Origin of the sequence: Neisseria sp. HMSC066H01 (genome assembly GCF_001837375.1) — a bacterium.
In the GTDB taxonomy this organism is placed as follows: Bacteria; Pseudomonadota; Gammaproteobacteria; order Burkholderiales; family Neisseriaceae; genus Neisseria.
The window spans coordinates 138,928-160,100 of sequence record NZ_KV832193.1 but is presented as its reverse complement, the minus strand read 5'-3'; the positions used below and the strand labels follow the sequence as shown (position 1 = coordinate 160,100).

16 protein-coding genes and 1 pseudogene are annotated in these 21,173 nt (G+C 50.6%); 6 read left to right on the top strand and 11 right to left on the bottom strand.

Going from position 1 to position 21,173, the window contains the following annotated elements:
- Positions 1-51: 51 nt before the first annotated feature.
- The 7 genes from HMPREF2551_RS03180 to HMPREF2551_RS03150 form a co-directional block, all read right to left on the bottom strand.
- Positions 52-1,269, bottom strand: a complete 1,218-nt coding sequence (locus HMPREF2551_RS03180) for an MFS transporter (protein WP_070837097.1) — start codon at positions 1,267-1,269, stop codon at positions 52-54.
- Between the two features lie 301 nt (positions 1,270-1,570).
- Positions 1,571-1,999 carry a hypothetical protein gene (locus HMPREF2551_RS03175; RefSeq protein ID WP_036492127.1) on the bottom strand — a complete coding sequence of 143 codons (429 nt, stop codon included), beginning with the start codon at positions 1,997-1,999 and terminating at the stop codon, positions 1,571-1,573.
- An 8-nt stretch (positions 2,000-2,007) separates the two neighbouring features.
- Positions 2,008-2,523, bottom strand: coding sequence for an outer membrane protein assembly factor BamE (locus HMPREF2551_RS03170; protein ID WP_049332857.1), 516 nt, complete (start codon positions 2,521-2,523; stop codon positions 2,008-2,010).
- Between the two features lie 457 nt (positions 2,524-2,980).
- Entirely contained in the window at positions 2,981-3,619 is a 639-nt protein-coding gene (locus tag HMPREF2551_RS03165) for an MBL fold metallo-hydrolase (protein ID WP_070837095.1), read from the bottom strand.
- Positions 3,620-3,680: 61 nt separating this feature from the next.
- Positions 3,681-4,205: a DUF4189 domain-containing protein gene (locus HMPREF2551_RS10215; protein WP_049323581.1), complete on the bottom strand. Its 525-nt coding sequence runs from the start codon at positions 4,203-4,205 to the stop codon at positions 3,681-3,683.
- Between the two features lie 55 nt (positions 4,206-4,260).
- Entirely contained in the window at positions 4,261-4,911 is a 651-nt protein-coding gene (locus tag HMPREF2551_RS03155) for an HAD-IA family hydrolase (RefSeq protein ID WP_070814628.1), read from the bottom strand.
- A gap of 10 nt (positions 4,912-4,921) precedes the next feature.
- Positions 4,922-5,908: an RluA family pseudouridine synthase gene (locus HMPREF2551_RS03150; protein WP_070837093.1), complete on the bottom strand. Its 987-nt coding sequence runs from the start codon at positions 5,906-5,908 to the stop codon at positions 4,922-4,924.
- A gap of 514 nt (positions 5,909-6,422) precedes the next feature.
- On the opposite strand from HMPREF2551_RS03150, the gene HMPREF2551_RS03145 reads away from it, so the two are divergent.
- Positions 6,423-9,308 (top strand): Rne/Rng family ribonuclease, encoded by a 2,886-nt coding sequence (locus HMPREF2551_RS03145; protein ID WP_070837091.1) that lies wholly within the window; start codon positions 6,423-6,425, stop codon positions 9,306-9,308.
- Between the two features lie 81 nt (positions 9,309-9,389).
- On the opposite strand, the pseudogene HMPREF2551_RS10640 reads toward HMPREF2551_RS03145, so the two are convergent.
- From HMPREF2551_RS10640 to fabI, 3 genes and pseudogenes are all read right to left on the bottom strand, one after another.
- Positions 9,390-9,500, bottom strand: a pseudogene (locus HMPREF2551_RS10640) (IS5/IS1182 family transposase); the annotation flags it as partial.
- Between the two features lie 168 nt (positions 9,501-9,668).
- A complete protein-coding gene (mscL, locus tag HMPREF2551_RS03140; protein WP_070837090.1) occupies positions 9,669-10,112 on the bottom strand; it encodes a large conductance mechanosensitive channel protein MscL in 444 nt (147 codons plus the stop codon).
- A gap of 449 nt (positions 10,113-10,561) precedes the next feature.
- Positions 10,562-11,350, bottom strand: coding sequence for an enoyl-ACP reductase FabI (gene fabI, locus HMPREF2551_RS03135; RefSeq protein ID WP_070837088.1), 789 nt, complete (start codon positions 11,348-11,350; stop codon positions 10,562-10,564).
- Positions 11,351-11,558: 208 nt separating this feature from the next.
- Between fabI and ppk1 the strand changes: the two genes are divergently transcribed.
- Entirely contained in the window at positions 11,559-13,616 is a 2,058-nt protein-coding gene (ppk1, locus tag HMPREF2551_RS03130) for a polyphosphate kinase 1 (RefSeq protein ID WP_070837086.1), read from the top strand.
- Between the two features lie 102 nt (positions 13,617-13,718).
- Complete coding sequence (locus HMPREF2551_RS03125; protein WP_070837085.1) at positions 13,719-15,734, top strand: prolyl oligopeptidase family serine peptidase; 2,016 nt, start codon at positions 13,719-13,721, stop codon at positions 15,732-15,734.
- Positions 15,735-16,000: 266 nt separating this feature from the next.
- Here the strand turns inward: HMPREF2551_RS03125 and HMPREF2551_RS10480 are convergent, their stop codons facing one another.
- Entirely contained in the window at positions 16,001-16,267 is a 267-nt protein-coding gene (locus tag HMPREF2551_RS10480; RefSeq protein WP_168167195.1) for a hypothetical protein, read from the bottom strand.
- A gap of 24 nt (positions 16,268-16,291) precedes the next feature.
- On the opposite strand from HMPREF2551_RS10480, the gene HMPREF2551_RS10205 reads away from it, so the two are divergent.
- The 3 genes from HMPREF2551_RS10205 to acpP all read left to right on the top strand — a co-directional run bounded on the left by HMPREF2551_RS10205 (position 16,292) and on the right by acpP (position 21,081).
- Positions 16,292-17,911 (top strand): site-specific DNA-methyltransferase, encoded by a 1,620-nt coding sequence (locus HMPREF2551_RS10205; protein ID WP_283122404.1) that lies wholly within the window; start codon positions 16,292-16,294, stop codon positions 17,909-17,911.
- A gap of 10 nt (positions 17,912-17,921) precedes the next feature.
- Positions 17,922-20,555 (top strand): restriction endonuclease, encoded by a 2,634-nt coding sequence (locus tag HMPREF2551_RS03110; RefSeq protein WP_070837081.1) that lies wholly within the window; start codon positions 17,922-17,924, stop codon positions 20,553-20,555.
- Between the two features lie 289 nt (positions 20,556-20,844).
- Positions 20,845-21,081 (top strand): acyl carrier protein, encoded by a 237-nt coding sequence (gene acpP / locus HMPREF2551_RS03105; protein ID WP_003679644.1) that lies wholly within the window; start codon positions 20,845-20,847, stop codon positions 21,079-21,081.
- Positions 21,082-21,173: the final 92 nt, after the last annotated feature.

The following is a 21,173-nucleotide window of genomic DNA, read 5'->3' as shown; positions in this document are numbered from 1 at the left end:
AAAGGCCGTCTGAAACGTTTCAGACGGCCTTAAAATGTCAAGGTTTTCGCGTCAGGCGGCAGCCGCTTTCCGTTCATGAATCAGTAAATTCAACAGGGCGGCCGCGCCTGCCAAGACTGCGTCGGCGTACCACATCCAGCCGTAATCGTTGAAGCGCGTGATGACGATGCCGCCGATGTACGAACCCAAAAAGCCGCCGATTTGGTGGCTCAACATGGTCAACCCGAAGAGGGTGGCCAAGTAGCGCGTGCCGAAAAGTTTGCCGGTAATGGCGGCGGTGGGGGCGACGGTTGCCAGCCAAGTGAAACCGAGTCCGGCGGCGAAAAGATAGAAGTTCAAATCGGTTTTAGGTGCGGCCAGATAAATCAATATCATGGCGACACGCGAAGCATATAAACCGAAGAGGACGTATTTGCCCAAAAATCTGCCGGTACACCAGCCTGAAAAAATACAGCCGGCAATGTTTGCCAAATCAATAATGGCAATGGAGGTTGAAGCGACCGTAGCGGGGAGGCCGCAAAGTGAAATTTCGGTCGGCAGGTGGGTAACCAAAAAGGCGATGTGGAAACCGCAGGTAAAGAAACCCAAATGCAGCAAGATATAGCTGCGGTTGGCGAAAGCCTTGCAGACGGCCTGCTTCAGGGTTTGGCCGCCGTCGTCGGTATGGACGGTATGAGCAGCATGTTTGCCGCCGGCCAGCCACCAAGAAATCGGCAAAATCAAGATGGCAATGACTGCCCAAACATAAAATGTCCCCGTCCAGCCGACATGGGGCAGGGCAATCAAACCTTGAACCAGCGGCGCGAACAAAAATTGCCCTGCGGACCCGCCAGCATTGACCAGGCCGGAAGCCAAGCCGCGCCGATGAGGCGGCGTTTTGGCGGCAACCTGTCCCATAATGATGGAAAATCCGCCCGAACCCGTACCGAATGCCAACAATAAACCGATACCCAGCATCAGCCCCCAATAAGTCGGCATTTGCGGCACCATCAGACAGGCGGCAATCAACAGAACCGTACCGCCGGCTAAAACCTTAAACGCGCCGAAACGGTCGGCCAACGCGCCGGACAAGGGTTGCGATATGCCCCACATCAATTGGAACACGGCAATAATCAGGCTGAACTGGGTCATGCTCAACTCGGTCGAGTTGACGACGGGCAGGACAAAAAGCCCTAAAGTCATCCTCATGCCGATGGTAATCAGCAGGATGGAGGCGGCAGCGGCAATCAGCAGCCACAAATTGGGTAATTTGGCAGAAGAATCGGTCATGATGTTTGTGTGTGTAATAGGCAGGGAATAAAAGCTATTCCTGCCACTATATTATTTATTTGATTTCTCGGCGGGCCGATATATAAACGCGCGATTCTAGCATTGGGCAAGAAACGGCATAAATAACCGTTGGTTCTTTGGATATGGTAAAAAGTGATATGGCTTGAGGATGAATTGAGGATGAAGCGGCCAAATATTCTTCGTTTGGCGCTGACGGAGCAAGCAAATTGTCGTTGAATTTCCGTTTGAGAAGAAAGGCCGTCTGAAAAGTTTCAGACGGCCTTTGTTTGACTGACTTACATCAGATGATTTCCAAAATGAAATACTGACGCAGTTTTTCGTACACATTATTTTGTACGTTGATACAACCATTGGTTATGATGCGGTCGGCCACATTGGGAGAGGCGATGCGTTCCATGCGTCTTTCCTGCGGCTTGAGCGTCCATACCCTGTGTAACGCAAACAGAAAGTCATTTTCTTCTTTGAAGCCGATAACTTCGCCACCGTAACCCGGTTTGCTGGTCATCATCGGCGTCATATTGAATTTGCCTTTCGGCGTGGTCTTGCCAATCAGTACCGGATGGCACTGACCGTCATCGGCAAAGCAAAGCTCCGCCTTAGCTGTATTGACCACAACTTTTTTACGCTGGATATAGTCACTGACAGCATCGGCAGCGGCCAAAGAATTCAGACCTGCTGCCAAGGCTATACCCAATAGGATCCGTTTCAAATTTGTCCTTATTGACGGATGCGTTTAGGAGCTTCTTTAATGATCTCGCGGATGATCACTTGAGGCTCTTGTTTAGGTGTAGGTGCTGGAGGAGGACATACAGCATCTTTAGGGAATACTGGATTCCAGAAGAAGCTGCGTGCAAATTTGTCTTTGTCGAAGATCACTTTGTATTGGCAAGTAGTGATGCCTTCAACGCCGGAAGTGTTTTCAGGGTCAACACCTACGCCTGGGGTGTAGAAGTGGAACAGGTAGTCCCATTCACGCACGCCGACCATGCCTTCGTCGTAGTGAGGACGGCCGAGGATTTTGTAGATGTCGTCTTTGGTCAGGCCGGGACGCATTTGATCCAGCTCGTCAAAAGTCGGGAATGTACCGCGGTCTTTGTTGAAGGTCAGGGAGTAAGGTTTAGGGAAGCGTGGCTCGTCTGTAGTGCCTTCAGGAGTGATTTTGCTCTTAGTAGCACAGGCGGCCAGCAGGCCGGTAGCCAGCAGGACGAAGCCCACTTTTGCGATTTTTTTCATTTGATAATCCTTTTATTGATTTTACCAGCCGAACTTTTCAGACGGCCTGTTAGTGCCGGCAGCGAGTTTGCCGGTTTACCCAAATAATGTTGTGCTTCTTAAAGATGTACCCGACGGTTTGACAAACAGAACATCGGCACATTCCGAGGGCATTGCGCCCCATCTCTGCTGTATCCGCCTGAATCGGCACAACCGTTCAGACGGCCCGACTGACATTTATTGTCACTTTGTAACAATTTCACTGCGAGTCAGGCTTGGGGTTTGGAGATTTTCGGTTTTCGATAAATCAGGTTGTATTGCGTAATACCTTGTTATCTTTGTGCTTTAGTTCTTTTTGGCATTTGCCGGAGATTAGGTACTTAATCTTTCGGGTGTTATCCCTGCAAATTGTATGCCAGTTTTCCTTGATGCGCATAATTTGTGTATGCCGGAATGTTGGCTTTATACAACATTCATATTAACGAACCAGAAACGGATTGTACCTTTTCTCATGCCCGATACTGGTCATACGGCCGTGTCCGGCTATAACTTGCGTGGTTTCGGGCAGGGTTAATAGTTTAGCGCGGATATTGTTTATGAGGTCATCATGATTGCCGCGCGGAAAATCTGTGCGACCAACGGTCTCATAAAATAAAACATCGCCTGCGACTAAAAGTCCGTTTTCAGCGTTGTAAAAAACGACTTGGCCGGGGGTGTGGCCGGGAATGTGGAGGACTTGGAAACTGTGGTTGCCGACCTTGAGCGTTTCCCCTTCTTCCAGCCAGCGCGTCGGCGTGAATGACGGAGAAACGGGGAAACCGTATTGCGCCGTCGTTTGTGGAAGGGCTTGGAGCAGGAATTCGTCGTCTTTGTGCGGGCCGAGAACAGGTACGTCGCAGGTTTTCAAAAGTTCAACCACGCCGCCTGCGTGGTCAAGATGGCCATGGGTCAGCCAAATCGCGGTCAGCTTGAGGCCTTTGTTTTGGACTTGTTGCAATAAATGGGGTACGTCGCCGCCGACATCGGTCAACACAGCTTCTTTGGTTTCGTCATCCCAAATCAGCGTGCAGTTTTGACGGAAGGGGGTAACGGCGTTGATTTCAAATTGGAGTGCCATGAGTGTTCCTGGGAAAGGCTTATTTAATGGTTATTTACGTTTTAGACGACCTTTGGTCTATTTAGAATCTAGGCATTGAGCAGGCTTCGTTTACAACGATTTTGCATTTAAGAGCACCAGCTGCATTACATTTATTTAAAGCTTTAGGTTCAGCAAGACCGGGAGCTTCCATACCATAAAATGTTTTTAATTTTTTTCCGGATGTTCCTTGAGCTACTGCAACGCAGCCGTTTCTGACTGAAGCTGCTATAACACAGGGGGCATTGCTTCCTCCTCGTTCACAGGTCCTGATGGCTTCCTTTTCAGCTTCGGCACGAGAATCCATATCGAGTGCACCACCTGAAATACCCGTTTTAATATTAACTGCCAGTGCCAAATATTTTGAAGGAACATCAATATTGATAATTTTGGGTTGAGTGGAACCGCTATTGGAAGATTGAGGTCTTCCAACGTTATATAGAATCTGTCGGCCAGAGCTATCAATAATACGGCAGGTTCCAGTTGCAGGTTGGTATTCTCCACCACAGCCATTGGCGTAAACATTAAGGCTTGCCAGCCCCAATAACACAAAAAGCATTTTTTTCATTTCAAATCCAATCTATTAGTTATCTAAATCTTTGTCAGTTGGTGCACACCGTCCTTTATAAGGTTTCCAATACATCGGGCAATTCGGCCAAGCTGTTGAGCATGGCGATATGGGGCAGGGCGGAAAGCTGTTTGGCGGTGTGCGCGCCGGTGGTGACTGCGATGGCACGGATTTTGGCATTGGCGGCCATTTCTAGGTCGTGGGTGGTGTCGCCGACGACGACGGCCTCTTCCGGCTCGACCCCCAGTCGGTCGCAGAGGGCGAGTACCATATCGGGCGCGGGTTTGGACGGATATTCGCTAGCGCAGGCGGTTTCCAGCCAGAAGGCTTGGGTGCCGGTTTGCTCGATGGACCTATCCAGTCCGCTGCGGCCTTTGCCGGTCGCTACGGCAAGCCAATAACCTTGTTGCTTCAAGCGTTGCAGGCAGGGCAGGGCTTCGGGGAACAGGGTCATGTTGCGGTTGTTGGGATTGAGGTAGTGCGCGGCATAGGTCTCAATCAGGGTTTCCTGAACGTGTTCGCTGACGTTGTGGGCAAGGCGGCGGATGATGCCGGAGAGGCTGTATCCAATGAGCGGGCGGATTTGGTCGGCTTCGGGAACGGGCAGGCCGCAATCGGCAAAGCTTTGCTGGAAGGTGTGGATGATGGGGTTGGTGGTGTCGGCAAGCGTGCCGTCCCAGTCGAAAATGATGAGTTTGGGTTTCATGGGTTTCCTTTCAGACGGCCTTTTCCTGATTTTCCAACATTACAACAAATTGTGCCAATTCTTGCGGCAGGGGGGCTTTCAGAATCAGTTTTTCGCCGGTCAGCGGATGGGCGAGGTGCAGCTCGGAGGCGTGCAGGAACATTCTTTTCAAACCGAGTTTCTGCAGGCGTTTGTTGGCTTGATAGTCGCCGTAGCGTTCGTCGCCGGCAATGGGGCAGTCTTGTGATTGCAGGTGGACGCGGATTTGGTGGGTGCGGCCGGTTTTCAGGGTGGCTTCGACAAAGGTCAGGTCGGATAGGCCGACTTGGTGTAAAAGGCTGTCTGAAAAACGGTTTAACACGCGGAAGATGGTGTGGGCGGATTGGCCGTCTTCGCTGACGCGCACCATTTTTTCGCCTTGTGCGCCGGTGTATTTGAACAGGGGGAGCTTGACGTGGAAGCGGTCGTTCGGCAGCCTGCCGACACCCAGTGCGAGATAGATTTTTTTCGGATGGTCGTTGCGGATGGCTTCGTGCAGCTTCACTAATGCGCTGCGTTTTTTGGCTATCATCAAAAGGCCGCTGGTGTCTTTGTCGAGGCGGTGGACGAGTTCGAGATAACGCGCTTCGGGACGGGCGCGGCGGATTTGTTCGATGACGCCGAAGCTCACGCCGCTGCCGCCGTGGACGGCAACGCCGGAAGGTTTGTTGATGACCAAAAGCGCATCGTCTTCGTAAACGATGTCAAATTCGCGCGCGGGCGCGGCATGGTTTTCAGACGGCCTTTGTTTTTCGGCGGTGCGTATCGGCGGAATGCGGACGGTATCGCCTGCCTGAATGCGGTTGTCGGGTTTGCAGCGTTTTTTGTTCAGCCGCACTTCGCCGGCGCGGATGATGCGGTGGATATGGCTTTTCGGGACGCCTTTGAGGATTTTTATCAGATAGTTATCAAGGCGTTGGCCTTCCTCGTGTTCGGCAACGGCAATCAGGCTGACTGAATCTTTGCGTATTGCGTGCATTTTCTCTATAATCCCAAACGTCCGTTTCGGGACTTGAACCTGCCGTTGCAGGCCGTCTGAAACGGATTTATTGTTAAAACGAGATTTTATATTAAAAACGCACTCCGCAAAGCATTTCCTTGTGTTTGTTCAAAGCCGGCAAACGCAATCCCGTAATTAAGTTTGAATTGAACCTGCCGTCCGGCCGGGCGTAAGACGCAGTCTGCGCAGCACCGTCCGAAATTACCGGCGCTACGATAATAAGAAGATGTAGGCTGCCTTATTTTGTCCGAAGCATCAGCATTCGGACGGCAGCGGAACCATCAACCTTTCCGCCGCATCGTTCTTTATTTCCTTCTTTATCTGAATCCGTCCGCACATGGCTTGAGCTCAAGCATGCAACCTTGCGGATTTCAAATCAAATACTGGTTACACGGGGATTTTCCCATCTTGCCTTTGAAGAGTGCCAACCGGACAGACAGGCCGTCTGAAAAAGATATTCACAAATCAAACGGCCGCTGTTCACGAGGTGACTATGAAAAGAATGTTATTCAACGCAACGCAGGCTGAAGAGCTGCGCGTTGCCATTGTCGATGGCCAAAACCTTTTGGACTTGGACATCGAAACGCTGGGCAAAGAACAGCGTAAAGGCAATATCTACAAAGGTATCATTACCCGCATCGAGCCGTCGCTGGAAGCGTGTTTCGTCGATTACGGAACCGACCGCCACGGCTTTTTGCCGTTTAAGGAAGTGTCGCGTTCATATTTCCGCGACTACGAAGGCGGCAGGGCGCGTATTCAGGACGTGCTCAAAGAGGGCATGGAAGTCATCGTCCAAGTCGAAAAAGACGAGCGAGGCAACAAAGGCGCGGCACTGACCACGTTCATCAGCCTGGCCGGCCGCTATTTGGTATTGATGCCGAACAACCCGCGTGGCGGCGGCGTATCCCGCCGCATCGAAGGCGAAGAGCGTCAAGAGTTGAAAGCCGCTATGGCCGAACTCGACATTCCAAACGGCATGAGCATCATCGCCCGCACCGCAGGCATCGGCCGCAGCGCGGAAGAGTTGGAATGGGATTTGAACTACCTCAAGCAACTCTGGCAAGCCATTGAAGAAGCAGGCAAAGCGCATCATGACCCTTATCTGCTCTTTATGGAAAGCTCGCTGCTGATTCGTGCGATTCGCGACTATTTCCGTCCCGACATCGGCGAGATTCTAGTGGATAATCAAGAAGTTTACGACCAAGTTGCCGAGTTCATGAGCTATGTCATGCCGAGCAATGTAGGCCGTCTGAAACTCTATCAAGACCACACGCCGCTGTTCTCCCGTTTCCAAATCGAACACCAAATCGAAAGTGCATTCTCACGCAGCGTCAGCCTGCCTTCCGGCGGCGCGATTGTGATCGACCACACCGAAGCCTTGGTTTCCATCGACGTCAACTCTGCGCGTGCCACACGCGGCTCGGATATTGAAGACACCGCGTTTAAAACCAATATGGAAGCTGCCGAAGAGGTTGCCCGTCAAATGCGCCTGCGCGACTTGGGGGGTTTGGTCGTGATCGACTTCATCGACATGGAAAATCCGAAACACCAACGCGATGTTGAAAACGTCCTGCGCGACGCGCTCAAAAAAGACCGCGCCCGCGTGCAAATGGGCAAACTTTCGCGGTTCGGCCTTTTGGAGTTGAGTCGCCAACGTTTGAAACCGGCTCTGGGCGAAAGCAGCCATGTTGCGTGTCCGCGCTGTGCCGGTACAGGCGTCATCCGCGGCATCGAATCCACCGCCCTGCACGTTTTGCGCATCATTCAAGAAGAAGCAATGAAAGACAACACCGGCGAAGTACACGCACAAGTGCCTGTCGATGTTGCCACCTTCCTGTTGAACGAAAAACGCGCCGAGCTGTTTGCGATGGAAGAGCGCTTGGATGTGAACGTCGTCCTGATTCCAAATATCCACTTGGAAAATCCGCATTACGAAATCAACCGCATCCGCATCGATGACGTAGAAGAAGACGGCGAACCGAGCTACAAACGCGTCGCTGAGCCGGAAGAAGACGAATCCGCCAAACCTTTTGGCAGCGAAAAAGCCAAAGCTTCCCGTCCTGAGCCAGCTGTCAAAGGCGTGCGCCATACACAGCCTGCACCGACTGTCGCCCCTGAGAAAAAAGCCTCTTGGTGGGACAGCTTCAAAGCTTGGTTGAAACGCATTTTCGGCGGTGAGCCTGCACCTGCCGCAGTTGCTCAAGAGCCTGCCGAAAAACGCACTACAACCAACCGCAGCCAAAACAGTAACCGCCGTTCAAACAGCCGCCGTCAAAATCCACGCCGCAACAACAAACACGACGGCAGCAAAGTCGAAGTGCGCGAAGTGAATGCCGAAGCTGCCGACAGCAAGTTTGAAGAAAACAAATCAAGCGAAAGCCGCAACGACGAGCGTAAAGACAGCCGCCGCAACCGCAACCGTAACAACAACCGCCGCGATGATCGCAACAACGAGCGCAACCGTGTTGAGGAAGTGGTTGAGGACGTAAACGTTCAAGAAGTGGCTGCACTGGCTGAGATGCCGTCTGAAAACCAAGCGGAACAAAACGGCAATAAACGCCGCCGCAACAACAGTCGCAACGAGCGCAACCGTCATCAACCTGCGGAAAACCGTGTTGAGGACGTGAACGTTCAAGCCGATGGCGAACAGGCGCAAGTCGAAGCGGACGACAACGCCCGCAACGAAGAGGGCGTGAAAAACAATGGCCGTCAAGGACGCGACCGCAACAACCGTCAGCGCAACAACCGCAACGACCGCCGTTCCAACAGCAAAAAACGCAATATCCCGTCTTCAGCAAAAATCGAGCAATACCTGAACATTACCGATACCGCCGACAAAGTCCTCTTTGCTGTAGCGCATGTTTTGGGTTTGAATGAAATGGTTGAAGCTGCAAATGCGACATTGTCTTCTGAAAGCGATCAAGCCGAGCCGCTGGTGATTGTGGTATCCGAGCCTGAAGTGACCAGCGCAGAGCCATTCGTATTTGCCATTGAAAGCGAAGACGAGCCTGCCGTAGCGCAAACTGAAGGCGCGGATGCCGAACAAGCCCTGCTTGCTTCTGCTGTCAGCAACGTCAAAGAAGCTATTTCTGCAGTATTGTCTCCGAATGCAACGACTACTGTTGCACCGGTTGAAGTACCAACCGAAGCTATTGCCACACAAACTGAAACCGTCGCTGAAGTAGCGCCTGTTGCAATCGTTGTACCTGAGAGCTTAGGCGATTTGATCTTCGTTGAAACCGATCCGCAAGCCGTTGCCGCTTTTGCAGCGCAGCCACAACCTGAACCAGTTGCTAAAACACGCCGTTCGGATGTGCCTAAAGTAGAAGTGGAAGACGTAGCAGTCGAAATGATTTTGGTGGAAACACGCAAAGACTAAGATTGGTTTTCCAGTTAAAAGCCCGATGTTGAACACATCGGGCTTTTTATTGGTTGAGAGGGAGTGAGCCACTTATTTTTTGTATAGTGGATTAACTTTAAACCAGTACGGCGTTGCCTCGCCTTGCCGTACTATCTGTACTGTCTGCGGCTTCGTCGCCTTGTCCTGATTTAAATTTAATCCACTATATTTGCCATGAGCGGTTGCTTCATGGTTAAAAAGCAGGATAGCTTGCTGAGAAAGGGAGGGGCGTTATTTTCTCAAAGGGAAAGGCTTGACGATAAATAGATCGGTATGAAAAAAGGCCGTCTGAAATGGTTTCAGACGGCCTTAGTTTGTGTGTATGTTTGGGTATTGTGATTATTTTTTGTTCAGGGAGTCACGGATTTCGCGCAACAACAGAACTTCTTCGCTAGGCTCTGCCGGTGCTTCTTCAGCAGGAGCTTCGGCTTTTTTCACAGAGTTGATGGCTTTAACCACGCAGAAGATGGCAGCGGCGATGATCAGGAAGCTGATTACGGTGTTGATGAACAGACCGATGTTCAGGGTAACGGCACCGGCTGCTTGGGCGGCTGCCAGGTTGGCGTAACCTTCTGCAGGAGCGGTTTGTGCGCCGTTTTTCAGGGTGATGAACAGGTTGGAGAAATCAACGCCGCCGATCAACAGACCGATAGGAGGCATGATTACATCGTCAACCAATGATTTGACGATGCCGCTGAATGCTGTACCGACAACCATACCGACTGCGAGGTCGACAACGTTGCCACGCATAATAAATTCTTTAAATTCTGAAGCGATTGACATAATTAATCTCCTGTATGTGTTTGAGTCAAAATCAGATGTGATTCAGTTAATCGGCAGGCATCTTAACGCTTTATTAGTTAAGAAGAATTCAATAATGTTAAATTTTGTATTTCATGCTAAAAATGCCCTGCTTCTATGCCTTCTGTATGAAAAACAGGCCGTCTGAATTTTTTCTGTTACTTTTTTACACCACTTTTTATCAGTAGCTAAGTATCAGATAACATGAATGTTATCTTTAGAATCAATGCTCTATCGGAATTTTAAATTGAGGTAGAATGATAATATAATAATGTTGAAAACATAATCATTGAAAGCCTGTAAAGGTAATGTTTCGTATCCGTATTTGACTTTCAGACGGCCTTTTTTGTCATGCAGTTATTCAAACCATAATGTAATGACCATAAAAAAACGCACTTTCATCATGAAAGTGCGTTTGGAGTGAAAACTGTTTAGTTCTCTTCGTCGTTCAGCGCGTTGATGCTGTAACCGCCGTCAACGTATGTAATCTCGCCGGTGATGCCGGAAGCGAGGTCGGACAGCAGGAAGGCGGCTGTATTGCCGACTTCTTCAGTGGTAACGTTGCGGCCCAATGGGTTGTGGGAAGCGACGTGGCCCAAGAGTTTGCTGAGATCGGCGATGCCGGAAGCGGCCAGGGTTTTGATCGGGCCTGCGGAGATGCCGTTGCAGCGGATGCCTTCTTTGCCCAGGCAGGCGGCGGTGAAGCGGATGCCGGCTTCAAGGCTGGCTTTGGCCATGCCCATAACGTTGTAGTTAGGAATGGCACGAACGGCGCCCAAGTAGCTCAGTGCAACGATTGCGGCGTTGCGCCCCTGCATTATCGGACGTGCGGCTTTGGCCAGCGCAGGCAGGCTGTATGCGGAGATTTCGTGAGCGGTGTTGAACGCTTCGCGGCTGATGCTGTCGAGGAAGTCGCCGCTCAAGGCTTCCTTGGGGGCGAAGCCGATGGAGTGGACGAGGCCGTCCAAGCCGTCCCAGTGTTTGCCCAAATCAACGAAAACTTGGTTGATTTCGTCATCGCTGGCAACGTCGCAGCGGAACACGAGTTCGGAGCCGAGTTCGGCCGCCATTTTACGGACGCGCTCTTCCAGTTTGTCGACAACATAAGTAAATGCCAATTCCGCGCCTTGTTCGCGGCAGGCTTTGGCGATGCCGTAAGCGATGGAACGCTCGGAGATCATGCCGGTAATCAGAATTTTTTTGCCTTGCAAAAAGCCCATTTTCTTATCCTTTAGCAGTGGTATTGCGGTTGCATTAAACTGCGCATTATAGCAAAAACCGCTGTTTCGGCATAGAAAAAAACGGATAACCCTTTGTCTTGCCTCAAATAGGGATAAGGTTTTCTGTCAAGGCCGTCTGAAACCTGACGGAACAGCGTCAAAACGTTATACTTGATAGTCTTAATGACCGATGTTTCAGGAGTAAACCATGCCCGAGCAAAACCGCATTCTCTGCCGAGAACTCAGCCTGTTGGCGTTTAACCGCCGTGTACTGGCTCAGGTGCAGGATACGAAAGTTCCTTTGTTGGAGCGTTTGCGTTTTTTGTGCATCGTGTCTTCCAATTTGGACGAATTTTTTGAAGTGCGCATGGCGTGGTTGAAACGCGAAAACAAATTGCGCCCGCATCAGCCGCTCGACAACGGCAAAACCGCGGCCGAAACCATCGAAGCGGTGGCAAAAGAGGCACAGGCCTTGATTCGCGAGCAGTACGATCTGTTTAACAAAGTATTGCAGCCTGCACTCAGTCGCGCCGGCATTCATTTCTATCGCCGCCACAAATGGACGGCCGCGCAGAAAAAATGGATTGAAAATTATTTTGACAACGAGCTGTTGCCCATTCTCACGCCCATCGGCCTTGATCCGTCACACCCGTTCCCACGCCCGTTAAACAAATCGCTCAACTTTGCCGTCGAACTAGAAGGTACGGATGCGTTCGGCCGTCCGTCCGGAATGGCGATTGTTCAGGCTCCGCGCATTTTGCCGCGCGTGGTCCCCATGCCGTCTGAAATTTGCGGCGGCGATGCAGGCTTTGTGTTCTTGTCTTCGATTTTGCACGCCCATGTCGGCAAACTCTTTCCCGGCATGAAGGTTAAAGACTGCCATCAGTTCCGCCTCACGCGCGACAGCGATTTGACGGTTGATGAAGAAGATTTGAAAAACCTGCGTGCCGCGATTCAAAACGAATTGCACGACCGCGAATACGGCGACGGCGTGCGCTTGGAAGTGGCGGATACTTGTCCGGCGCATATTCACGACTTCCTGCTTGCCCAGTTCAAGCTGACTTCTACCGAGCTGTATCAGGTCAAAGGGCCGGTCAATTTGGTGCGCCTCAATGCCGTCCCCGATTTGGTGGACAGGCCGGATTTGAAGTTTCCACCGCGCAACGCAGGCCGTCTGAAAGCCTTGCGCAAAAACGGCTCCGTGTTCAAACTGGTCAAACAGTCGCCGATTTTGCTGCACCACCCGTATCAGTCGTTCGATCCGGTTGTCCAAATGATACGCGAGGCTGCGGCCGATCCGGATGTGTTGGCCGTCAAAATGACCATCTACCGCACCGGCAGCAATTCCGAGCTTGTGCGCGCATTGATGAAGGCCGCACTGGCGGGCAAGCAAGTTACCGTCGTGGTCGAACTGATGGCGCGTTTTGACGAAGCCAACAACGTCAATTGGGCGAAGCAGCTGGAAGAGGCGGGCGCGCACGTCGTGTACGGCGTATTCGGCTACAAAGTCCACGCCAAAATGGCTTTGGTTATCCGTCGCGAAGACGGCGTGCTCAAGCGTTATGCACACCTCGGTACCGGCAACTACCACCAAGGCACATCGCGCATTTACACCGACTTCGGCATCATTACCGCCGACGAACAAATCACTGCCGATGTGAATACTTTGTTTATGGAAATCACAGGCTTGGGCAAGCCGGGCCGTCTGAACAAGCTCTATCAAAGTCCGTTTACCCTGCACAAAATGGTCATCGACCGCATCAAGCAGGAAACCGACCACGCCAAAGCCGGTAAACCGGCGCGGATTACCGCCAAGATGAATTCACTCATCGAGCCGAGTGTGATTGATGCGCTGTATCAAGCCAGCGCGGCAGGCGTACAAATCGACCTGATTGTGCGCGGTATGTGTACCTTGCGCCCGGGTGTCAAAGGCTTGTCCGAAAACATCCGCGTCCGCTCCATCATCGGCCGCCAACTCGAACACTCGCGCGTGTATTGCTTCCATAACAATGGTGCAGACGATACCTTTATCTCCAGCGCCGACTGGATGGGTCGCAACTTCTTCCGCCGCATTGAAGTCGCCACGCCGATTACCACGCCCGAACTCAAAGAACGCGTGATCCGCGAAGGTTTGGAAATGGCCTTGGAGGACAATACCCAGGCTTGGCTGATGCAGCCTGACGGCAGCTACGTCCGCACCCAGCCGCAAGACGGCGAGCCTGCGTTTGGTTCGCAGGAAGGTTTGTGGAAAATATACGGACGTTAAATTGAATAATGTCTCAGGCCGTCTGAAACGCAGGTTTCAGACGGCCTTTTTTGATTTTGCCGTTATAATTCCGTTTCCCAATCTTTCAGACGGCCTTTTTTTATGAAATCCTACCCCGATTCCTATCTCCATTTTGAAAACCTCGAATCTCCCGAAACGCAAGAGTTTGCCGCTGCGGCGCATGTCGAAACGCGCGCCCGTTTTTTAGAAAACGACAAAGCACGCGCATTGTCGGACGGTATTTTGGCGCAGTTGCAGGACACGCGGCAGATTCCGTTTTGTCAGGAACACCGCGCGCGGATGTACCATTTCCATCAGGATGCGGAATATCCAAAAGGTGTGTACCGCGTATGTACCGCGGCGACTTACCGTTCCGGCTATCCCGAGTGGAAAATCCTGTTTTCGGTGGCGGATTTCGACGAGCTGCTCGGCGACGATGTATATCTAGGCGGCGTGTCGCACTTGGTGGAAAAGCCCAACCGCGCGTTGTTAACATTGAGCAAATCGGGCGGCGATACGGCGTACACGCTGGAAGTGGATTTGGAAGCAGGGGAGTTGGTAGAAGGCGGTTTTCACTTTCCAGCAGGCAAAAACCATGTGTCGTGGCGCGATGAAAACAGCGTATGGGTGTGTCCGGCTTGGGACGAACGCCAGTTGACCGAATCGGGCTATCCGCGCGAAGTGTGGCTGGTGGAGCGCGGCAAGAGTTTCGAGGAAAGCCTGCCGGTGTATCAAATTGCCGAAGACGGCATGATGGTGAACGCGTGGCGTTATCTCGATCCGCAGGGTTCGCCGATTGATTTGATTGAAGCGTCGGACGGTTTTTACACCAAAACTTATTTGCAGGTCTCAGCCGAAGGCGAAGCGAAACCGTTAAACCTGCCCAACGATTGCGACGTAGTCGGCTATCTGGCCGGACATCTTTTGCTGACGCTGCGCAAAGACTGGAATCGCGCGAATCAAAGCTATCCGAGCGGCGCATTGGTGGCAGTAAAATTAAACCGTGGCGAATTGGGCGCGGCGCAGCTTTTGTTTGCGCCCGATGAAACGCAGGCATTGGAAAGCGTGGAAACGACCAAGCGTTTTGTGGTGGCAAGCCTGCTGGAGAACGTACAAGGCCGTCTGAAAGCATGGCGCTTTACCGACGGCAAATGGCAGGAAGTCGAACTGCCGCGCCTGCCTTCGGGTGCGTTGGAAATGACCGACCAGCCGTGGGGCGGCGACGTGGTTTACCTTGCCGCCAGCGATTTCACCACGCCGTTGACGCTTTTTGCATTGGATTTGAACGTGATGGAACTGACCGTCATGCGCCGTCAGCCGCAGCAGTTTGATTCAGACGGCATCAACGTGCAGCAGTTTTGGACGACTTCAGCCGACGGCGAGCGCATTCCTTATTTCCACGTCGGCAAAAACGCCGCCCCCGATACGCCGACTTTGGTTTATGCATACGGCGGTTTCGGCATTCCCGAATTGCCGCATTATCTGGGTAGCATCGGCAAATATTGGTTGGAAGAGGGCAATGCCTTTGTGTTGGCGAACATCCGCGGCGGCGGCGAATTCGGCCCGCGGTGGCATCAGGCGGCGCAGGGAATCAGCAAACATAAAAGCGTTGATGATTTATTGGCAGTCGTGCGCGATTTGTCCGAACGCGGCATGAGTTCGCCCAAACACATCGGTTTGCAGGGCGGCAGCAACGGCGGCCTGATTACCGCCGCCGCCTTCGTGCGTGCACCGCAAAGCATAGGCGCGCTGGTGTGCGAAGTGCCGCTGACCGACATGATCCGTTATCCGCTGCTCTCCGCCGGTTCAAGCTGGACGGACGAATACGGCAATCCGCAGAAATACGAAGTCTGCAAACGCTGGCTGGGCGAATTGTCGCCGTATCACAATCTTTCAGACGGCATCAATTATCCGCCTGCGCTCATTACCACCAGCCTCAGCGACGACCGCGTCCATCCCGCCCACGCGCTCAAGTTCTACGCCAAACTGCGCGAAACCTCGCCGCAATCTTGGCTCTACTCGCCTGACGGCGGCGGCCATACCGGCAACGGCACCCAACGCGAATCCGCCGACGAACTCGCCTGCGTCTTGCTGTTTTTGAAAGAGTTTTTGGGGTAGAAGCAAGCAGCAGGACTGACCGTTTTGTAAAGTTGAGAAACAAAATACTCTTGTTTCGGCAAGTGAAAAGAAGGCCGTCTGAAAAACGAATATTAAAGTTTTCCAGACGGCCTTCTTTTCTTTTAACTTTCAACATATCCCGATAAAATGGATACTTCGTAAGTAATCATTGATGGAAGACGTAATTATGGCAACCGAACCGAACCGAACCGAACCGAACCGAAATTATACACGATTTAGAAAATAATTTCAAACAAAACAACATATTAAAACTCAAACAAATCTTTCCCGAAGTCTTTTGCGAAGACCAAGTCGACTTTGAAAAGCTCAAACTCGTTCTCGGCGCCGAAAACCTTGCCGGTGCGGGCGAACGTTATCAACTCGATTGGGCGGGCAAAACCGCCGCCTATCTCAACCTGCAAAGCCCCACTTCCCGCACGCTCGTTCCCTGTAAAGAAGAATCTACAGATTTCGACAGCACGCAAAACGTGTTTATCGAAGCCGAAAACCTCGAAGCCCTGAAAATCCTGCAAAAAGCCTACGCCGGCAGCGTGAAGATGATTTACATCGACCCGCCCTACAACACCGGCAGCGATTCCTTTATTTATCCCGACAAATTCTCCGAAAGCCGCGAAGAATACGCCCGCCGCGTGGGCGATACCGACGACGCAGGCTACCTGAAGCGCGACGGCGTATTCCAAGGCGCGTGGCGCAAAAACGGCAAAGACAGCGGCCATTACCACAGCAACTGGCTCTCCATGATGCTGCCGCGCCTGCATCTGGCGAAAACCCTGCTGCGCGAAGACGGCGTAATCTTTATCTCGATAGACGACAATGAACAGGCGCAGTTGAAATTGTTATGTGATGAAGTGTTTGGGGCGGAGAATTTTTTAGGTGGAGTTATTTGGAAAAATGCCACTGATAACAACCCAACAAATATAGCTATTGAACATGAATTTATCGTTGCATATTGTAAAAATAGAGTGTCTATTAACAGTGTCTGGAAAAGTCAACTATCTGATATAAAAGAAAAATTAGTTTACACTGGACATGAAATCTTATCTAATTCTTCTAATCTAGAAGAGGCGAAAAAGGCATATCAGATATGGTTTAAAGATAATAAACACCAATTAGGTAAATTAGACAGGTATAAATATATTGACGAACAAGGAGTTTACACAGGAAGCCAAAGTGTACATAACCCTGGCAAAGAAGGCTATAGATATGATGTGATTCATCCTGAAACTGGCTTACCGTGTAAACAACCGTTAATGGGATACCGTTTTCCCAAAGACACAATGGACTCACTATTAAAAAACAATAAAATCCTTTTTGGTAAAGATCACAATAAGATTATTGAATTAAAAGTATATGCTCATGAATTTTCAGAAAAGTTATCAAGCGTATTTGATTTGGATGGAAGGATAGGAGCATATGATTTAAAGGAATTATTTGAATTAACACAACTTTTTACCAATCCAAAACCTGTTGAATTATTGTGCCATTTTTTTGCTTTTACAGCTAATCAAAATGACCTAATCCTAGACTTCTTCTCCGGCAGCGGCACTACCGCCCATGCTGTGATGCAGCTTAATGCCGAAGACGGCGGTAGCCGCCGTTTCATCTGTGTCCAGCTTCCCGAAGAAACCGACGAAAAGTCCGAAGCGCGCAAGGCGGGTTTCAACACGATTGCCGAAATCGGCAAAGAGCGTATCCGCCGCGCGGGCAGGCAGATTTCAGACGGCCTTCAAGACGGATCGAAAATAGATACGGGCTTTAAAGTCTTCAAACTTGCCGAAAGCGGTTTCAAACAATGGCGGCAGCCCGCCGGCACCGATGCCGAAAGCCTACAAGGTGAATTGTTGTTGAATATCGATTCCGTGCTGTCTGAAACATCGTCTGAAAACCTGCTCTACGAATTGATGCTGCGTATGGGCTTGAAGCTGACTTGCAAGGTTTCGCTTTCAGACGACGTGTATTTCGTGGAAGACGAGGATACGGGCGGGCTGTACGCTTTCCTGCTGGAACGCGTGGATCAGGGTTTGATTGATGCCGTGCTGGAGAAGCACCCCGTCAAGGTGGCGGTTTTGGACAGGCTGTTTGAGGACGACGACGCGCTCAAAAGCAATACTGTGTTGCAGATGAAGGACGCGGGCGTGATGTTCGAGTGTGTGTAGGGAGAAAACGATGGAACTGAAATTTGAAGAACTGCCCTATCAGCTTAATGCGGTAAATGCCGTTGCGAATCTTTTTGCAGGGCAGCCGAACCATGCCCGGACATTTGATTTGACCAGTCAGGGGACGGGGCGGTTTGTAGGAAACGGCTTGGATTTGGATGGGGAAACGCTAGGCCGAAATTTGAATGCAGTACAAAAGCAAAACGGACAGCCTGAAACGGAAATTGGCGCGCACGGGCTGAATTTTTCCCTGGAAATGGAAACGGGTACAGGCAAAACCTATGTCTATCTGCGTACGGTTTACGAATTGAACAAGCTCTACGGCTGGAAAAAATTTGTCATTGTCGTACCGAGCGTACCGATACGCGAAGGCGTATTGAAAAGCCTGGAAATTATGAAGGCACATTTTGACGGGGTGTTCGACAGGCCCGTGATGCGTTATTCGGAATATTCAAGCGGCCGGCTGTCGGACTTGCGCGCTTTTGCGGTAAACGACCACATCGAGATTTTAGTTATCAACATCCAGTCGTTTGAAAAAGATGGAAACGTTATCAACAAGGTAAACGAAAGCGGGGAAGCACCGATTAAGTTTATTCAGGAAACGTGTCCTATCGTCATTATCGACGAGCCGCAAAATATGGAAACGGAAGGCCGTCTGAAAGCTTTGGCATCGCTCAATCCGCTTTTTACCCTGCGCTATTCGGCAACGCATAAAAAACCGTACCACAAGGTTTATAGTCTGAATCCCGTGCAGGCATACAATTTGAAGCTGGTAAAGCAAATCGAAGTTTTGCCGGTATTGGCGGAAAACGATGTGAACGGCGCATTTGCGGAGCTGCTGGAAGTAAAGCAGGCGGCCAAAGGCCGTCTGAAAGCCGATTTGAACATTCATTATCAGGATAAAAAGGAAACCAAGAAGAAAAAGGTATCCGTCAAATCGGGAGACGATTTGTTTGAAAAATCGGGCGGCAACGAAGCCTACCGCCACGGTTTCATCATTGACGGCATGGATTTCGATAAGCAGGAATTGGCGTTCTCAAGCGGTAAAACCATTACGCGAGGCGGAGACGGCGATGCGGTGCGCGATGAAATCATGAAAAACCAAATCCGCGAAACGGTAAGGGAGCATTTGGCGAAGGAGAAACGGCTGAATCCGCTGGGGATTAAGGTGTTGTCGCTGTTTTTCATCGATCGTGTGGAGAATTACCGCACAGCAGATGGAACAGCAGGCAAGTTTGCCCTTTGGTTTGAAGAAATCTATCGAGAGCTTGCAGGCAATACCGATACGGCAGGTGTACACGACGGCTATTTCTCGCAAGACAAGAAAGGCCGTCTGAAAAACACCGACGGCACAACGCAGGCGGACAACGATACCTACCGCCTCATTATGCGAGACAAGGAAACCCTGCTTTCCTTTGATAGCCCGCTGCGCTTTATCTTTTCCCATTCCGCGCTGAAAGAAGGTTGGGACAACCCCAATGTATTCCAAATCTGCACGCTCAACGAAACCCGCTCGCCGCTGAAAAAGCGGCAGGAAATCGGGCGCGGGCTGCGTATAGCAGTCAATCAGGAAGGACGGCGCGTGCGCGATGAAAAAGTGAACATACTGACTGTGGTGCCGAACGAAAGCTACGAATCGTTTGCCGCCAACCTGCAAAAGGAATACGAAGATGAATGCGGTATTAAATTTGCCGCCGAAAACATCAAGGACGGCAATAAGAAGAAAAAACAGCTATTCCGCAAAGATTTTCCGCTCGATCCTGAATTTCAGGCAATTTGGGAGAGGTTGAAATACAAAACGCGCTACCGCGTGCGCTTTGATACGGAAGAATTGATTAAACAAGCTTCGGAGGCAGTAGCAAACTTGCCAGAAATCCAAAAGCCGAGAATCCGCGTCCGCAAGGCGCAATTAAAACAATCACAAACCTACGGTATCGAAACAGTTGAAATTGCCAGCCGCAGCCGTGAAATGGACGTTCAATGGGAGATTCCGGACATACTCGGCGAGATTCAAAAAAAGACGGGGCTGACGCGGCGCACGGTGTACGAAATCATCACACAGTCAGGCCGTCTGAAAGATGTAGCTGGTAATCCGCAACGCTTCATCGACCTTGCTGCCGAAGCGGTAAACCGCAGCCTGTACGCATTGATGGCGGCAGGAATCGAGTATGAACAAACCGGCAAAGTGTATGACCAAAAGCTGTTGGAAAATATGGTGCGTGAAGGTATTGAGTTTTATGAGAACAGCTTTACATTTGCAGTAAGTAATCCGCAAAAAACCATTTGCGAAAACTATATCCCATTGGATTCCGGAACGGAAAAAAACTTTGCCGCCGATTGCGAGCATTATGATGCTGACCATGAAGGCGGTGTAGCGTTTTATTTCAAACTGCCAGGCTGGTTCAAAATCCCTACCCCACTGGGCAATTACAATCCCGATTGGGCAGTGGTAAAACAGGTTCAGGGCAAAGTGTACTTTGTTGCAGAAACTAAAAATACTGGCAAAGGCATTCAGGCTGGTGTGGATACGGACAAACTACGCCAAAATGAGAGGCTGAAAATCGAATGCGGCAAGCGGCATTTTGCGGCATTGGACGGGCTGGAATATCGTGAGACGGATGATGTGGGCAGTTTGGAAAAATAATTGGAGGAAATATTTGAAATTGCATTAAAGCCGTTTGAGAAGCCGAAATTAGGATTTTTAGACGGCCGCGACTCATGATAATAAAACTTAACCCTATGATATCAAATAAAAACAATTTCCTGCTTGTAGGTTAAAATCAGCCTATGCTAATATGCGCAACAACAGGTTTTTACTGAATAATCTGTGCTAAAATGCAGGATTAGATGGAAAACTCTATCCGAATTCGGTACAATACCGACGAATTATTTCTCTTAAACAACCTGCCGCAAGGCGAAAAGGAACGACTGACATGTCAAACATCGAACAACAAGTTAAAAAAATTGTTGCTGAACAACTGGGCGTAAACGAAGCCGAAGTGAAAAACGAATCTTCTTTCCAAGACGATTTGGGTGCCGACTCTCTGGACACCGTAGAACTGGTGATGGCTTTGGAAGAAGCTTTCGGCTGCGAAATCCCTGACGAAGACGCTGAAAAAATCACTACCGTACAATTGGCTATCGACTACATCAACGCCCACCAAGGCTAATCGGTCGCACCAAACATCCAGCCTCTGCTGCGCTATCGCAATAGAGGCTTTTACCTTATTATTAAACCCCTGAAATTTCAGACGGCATGAGT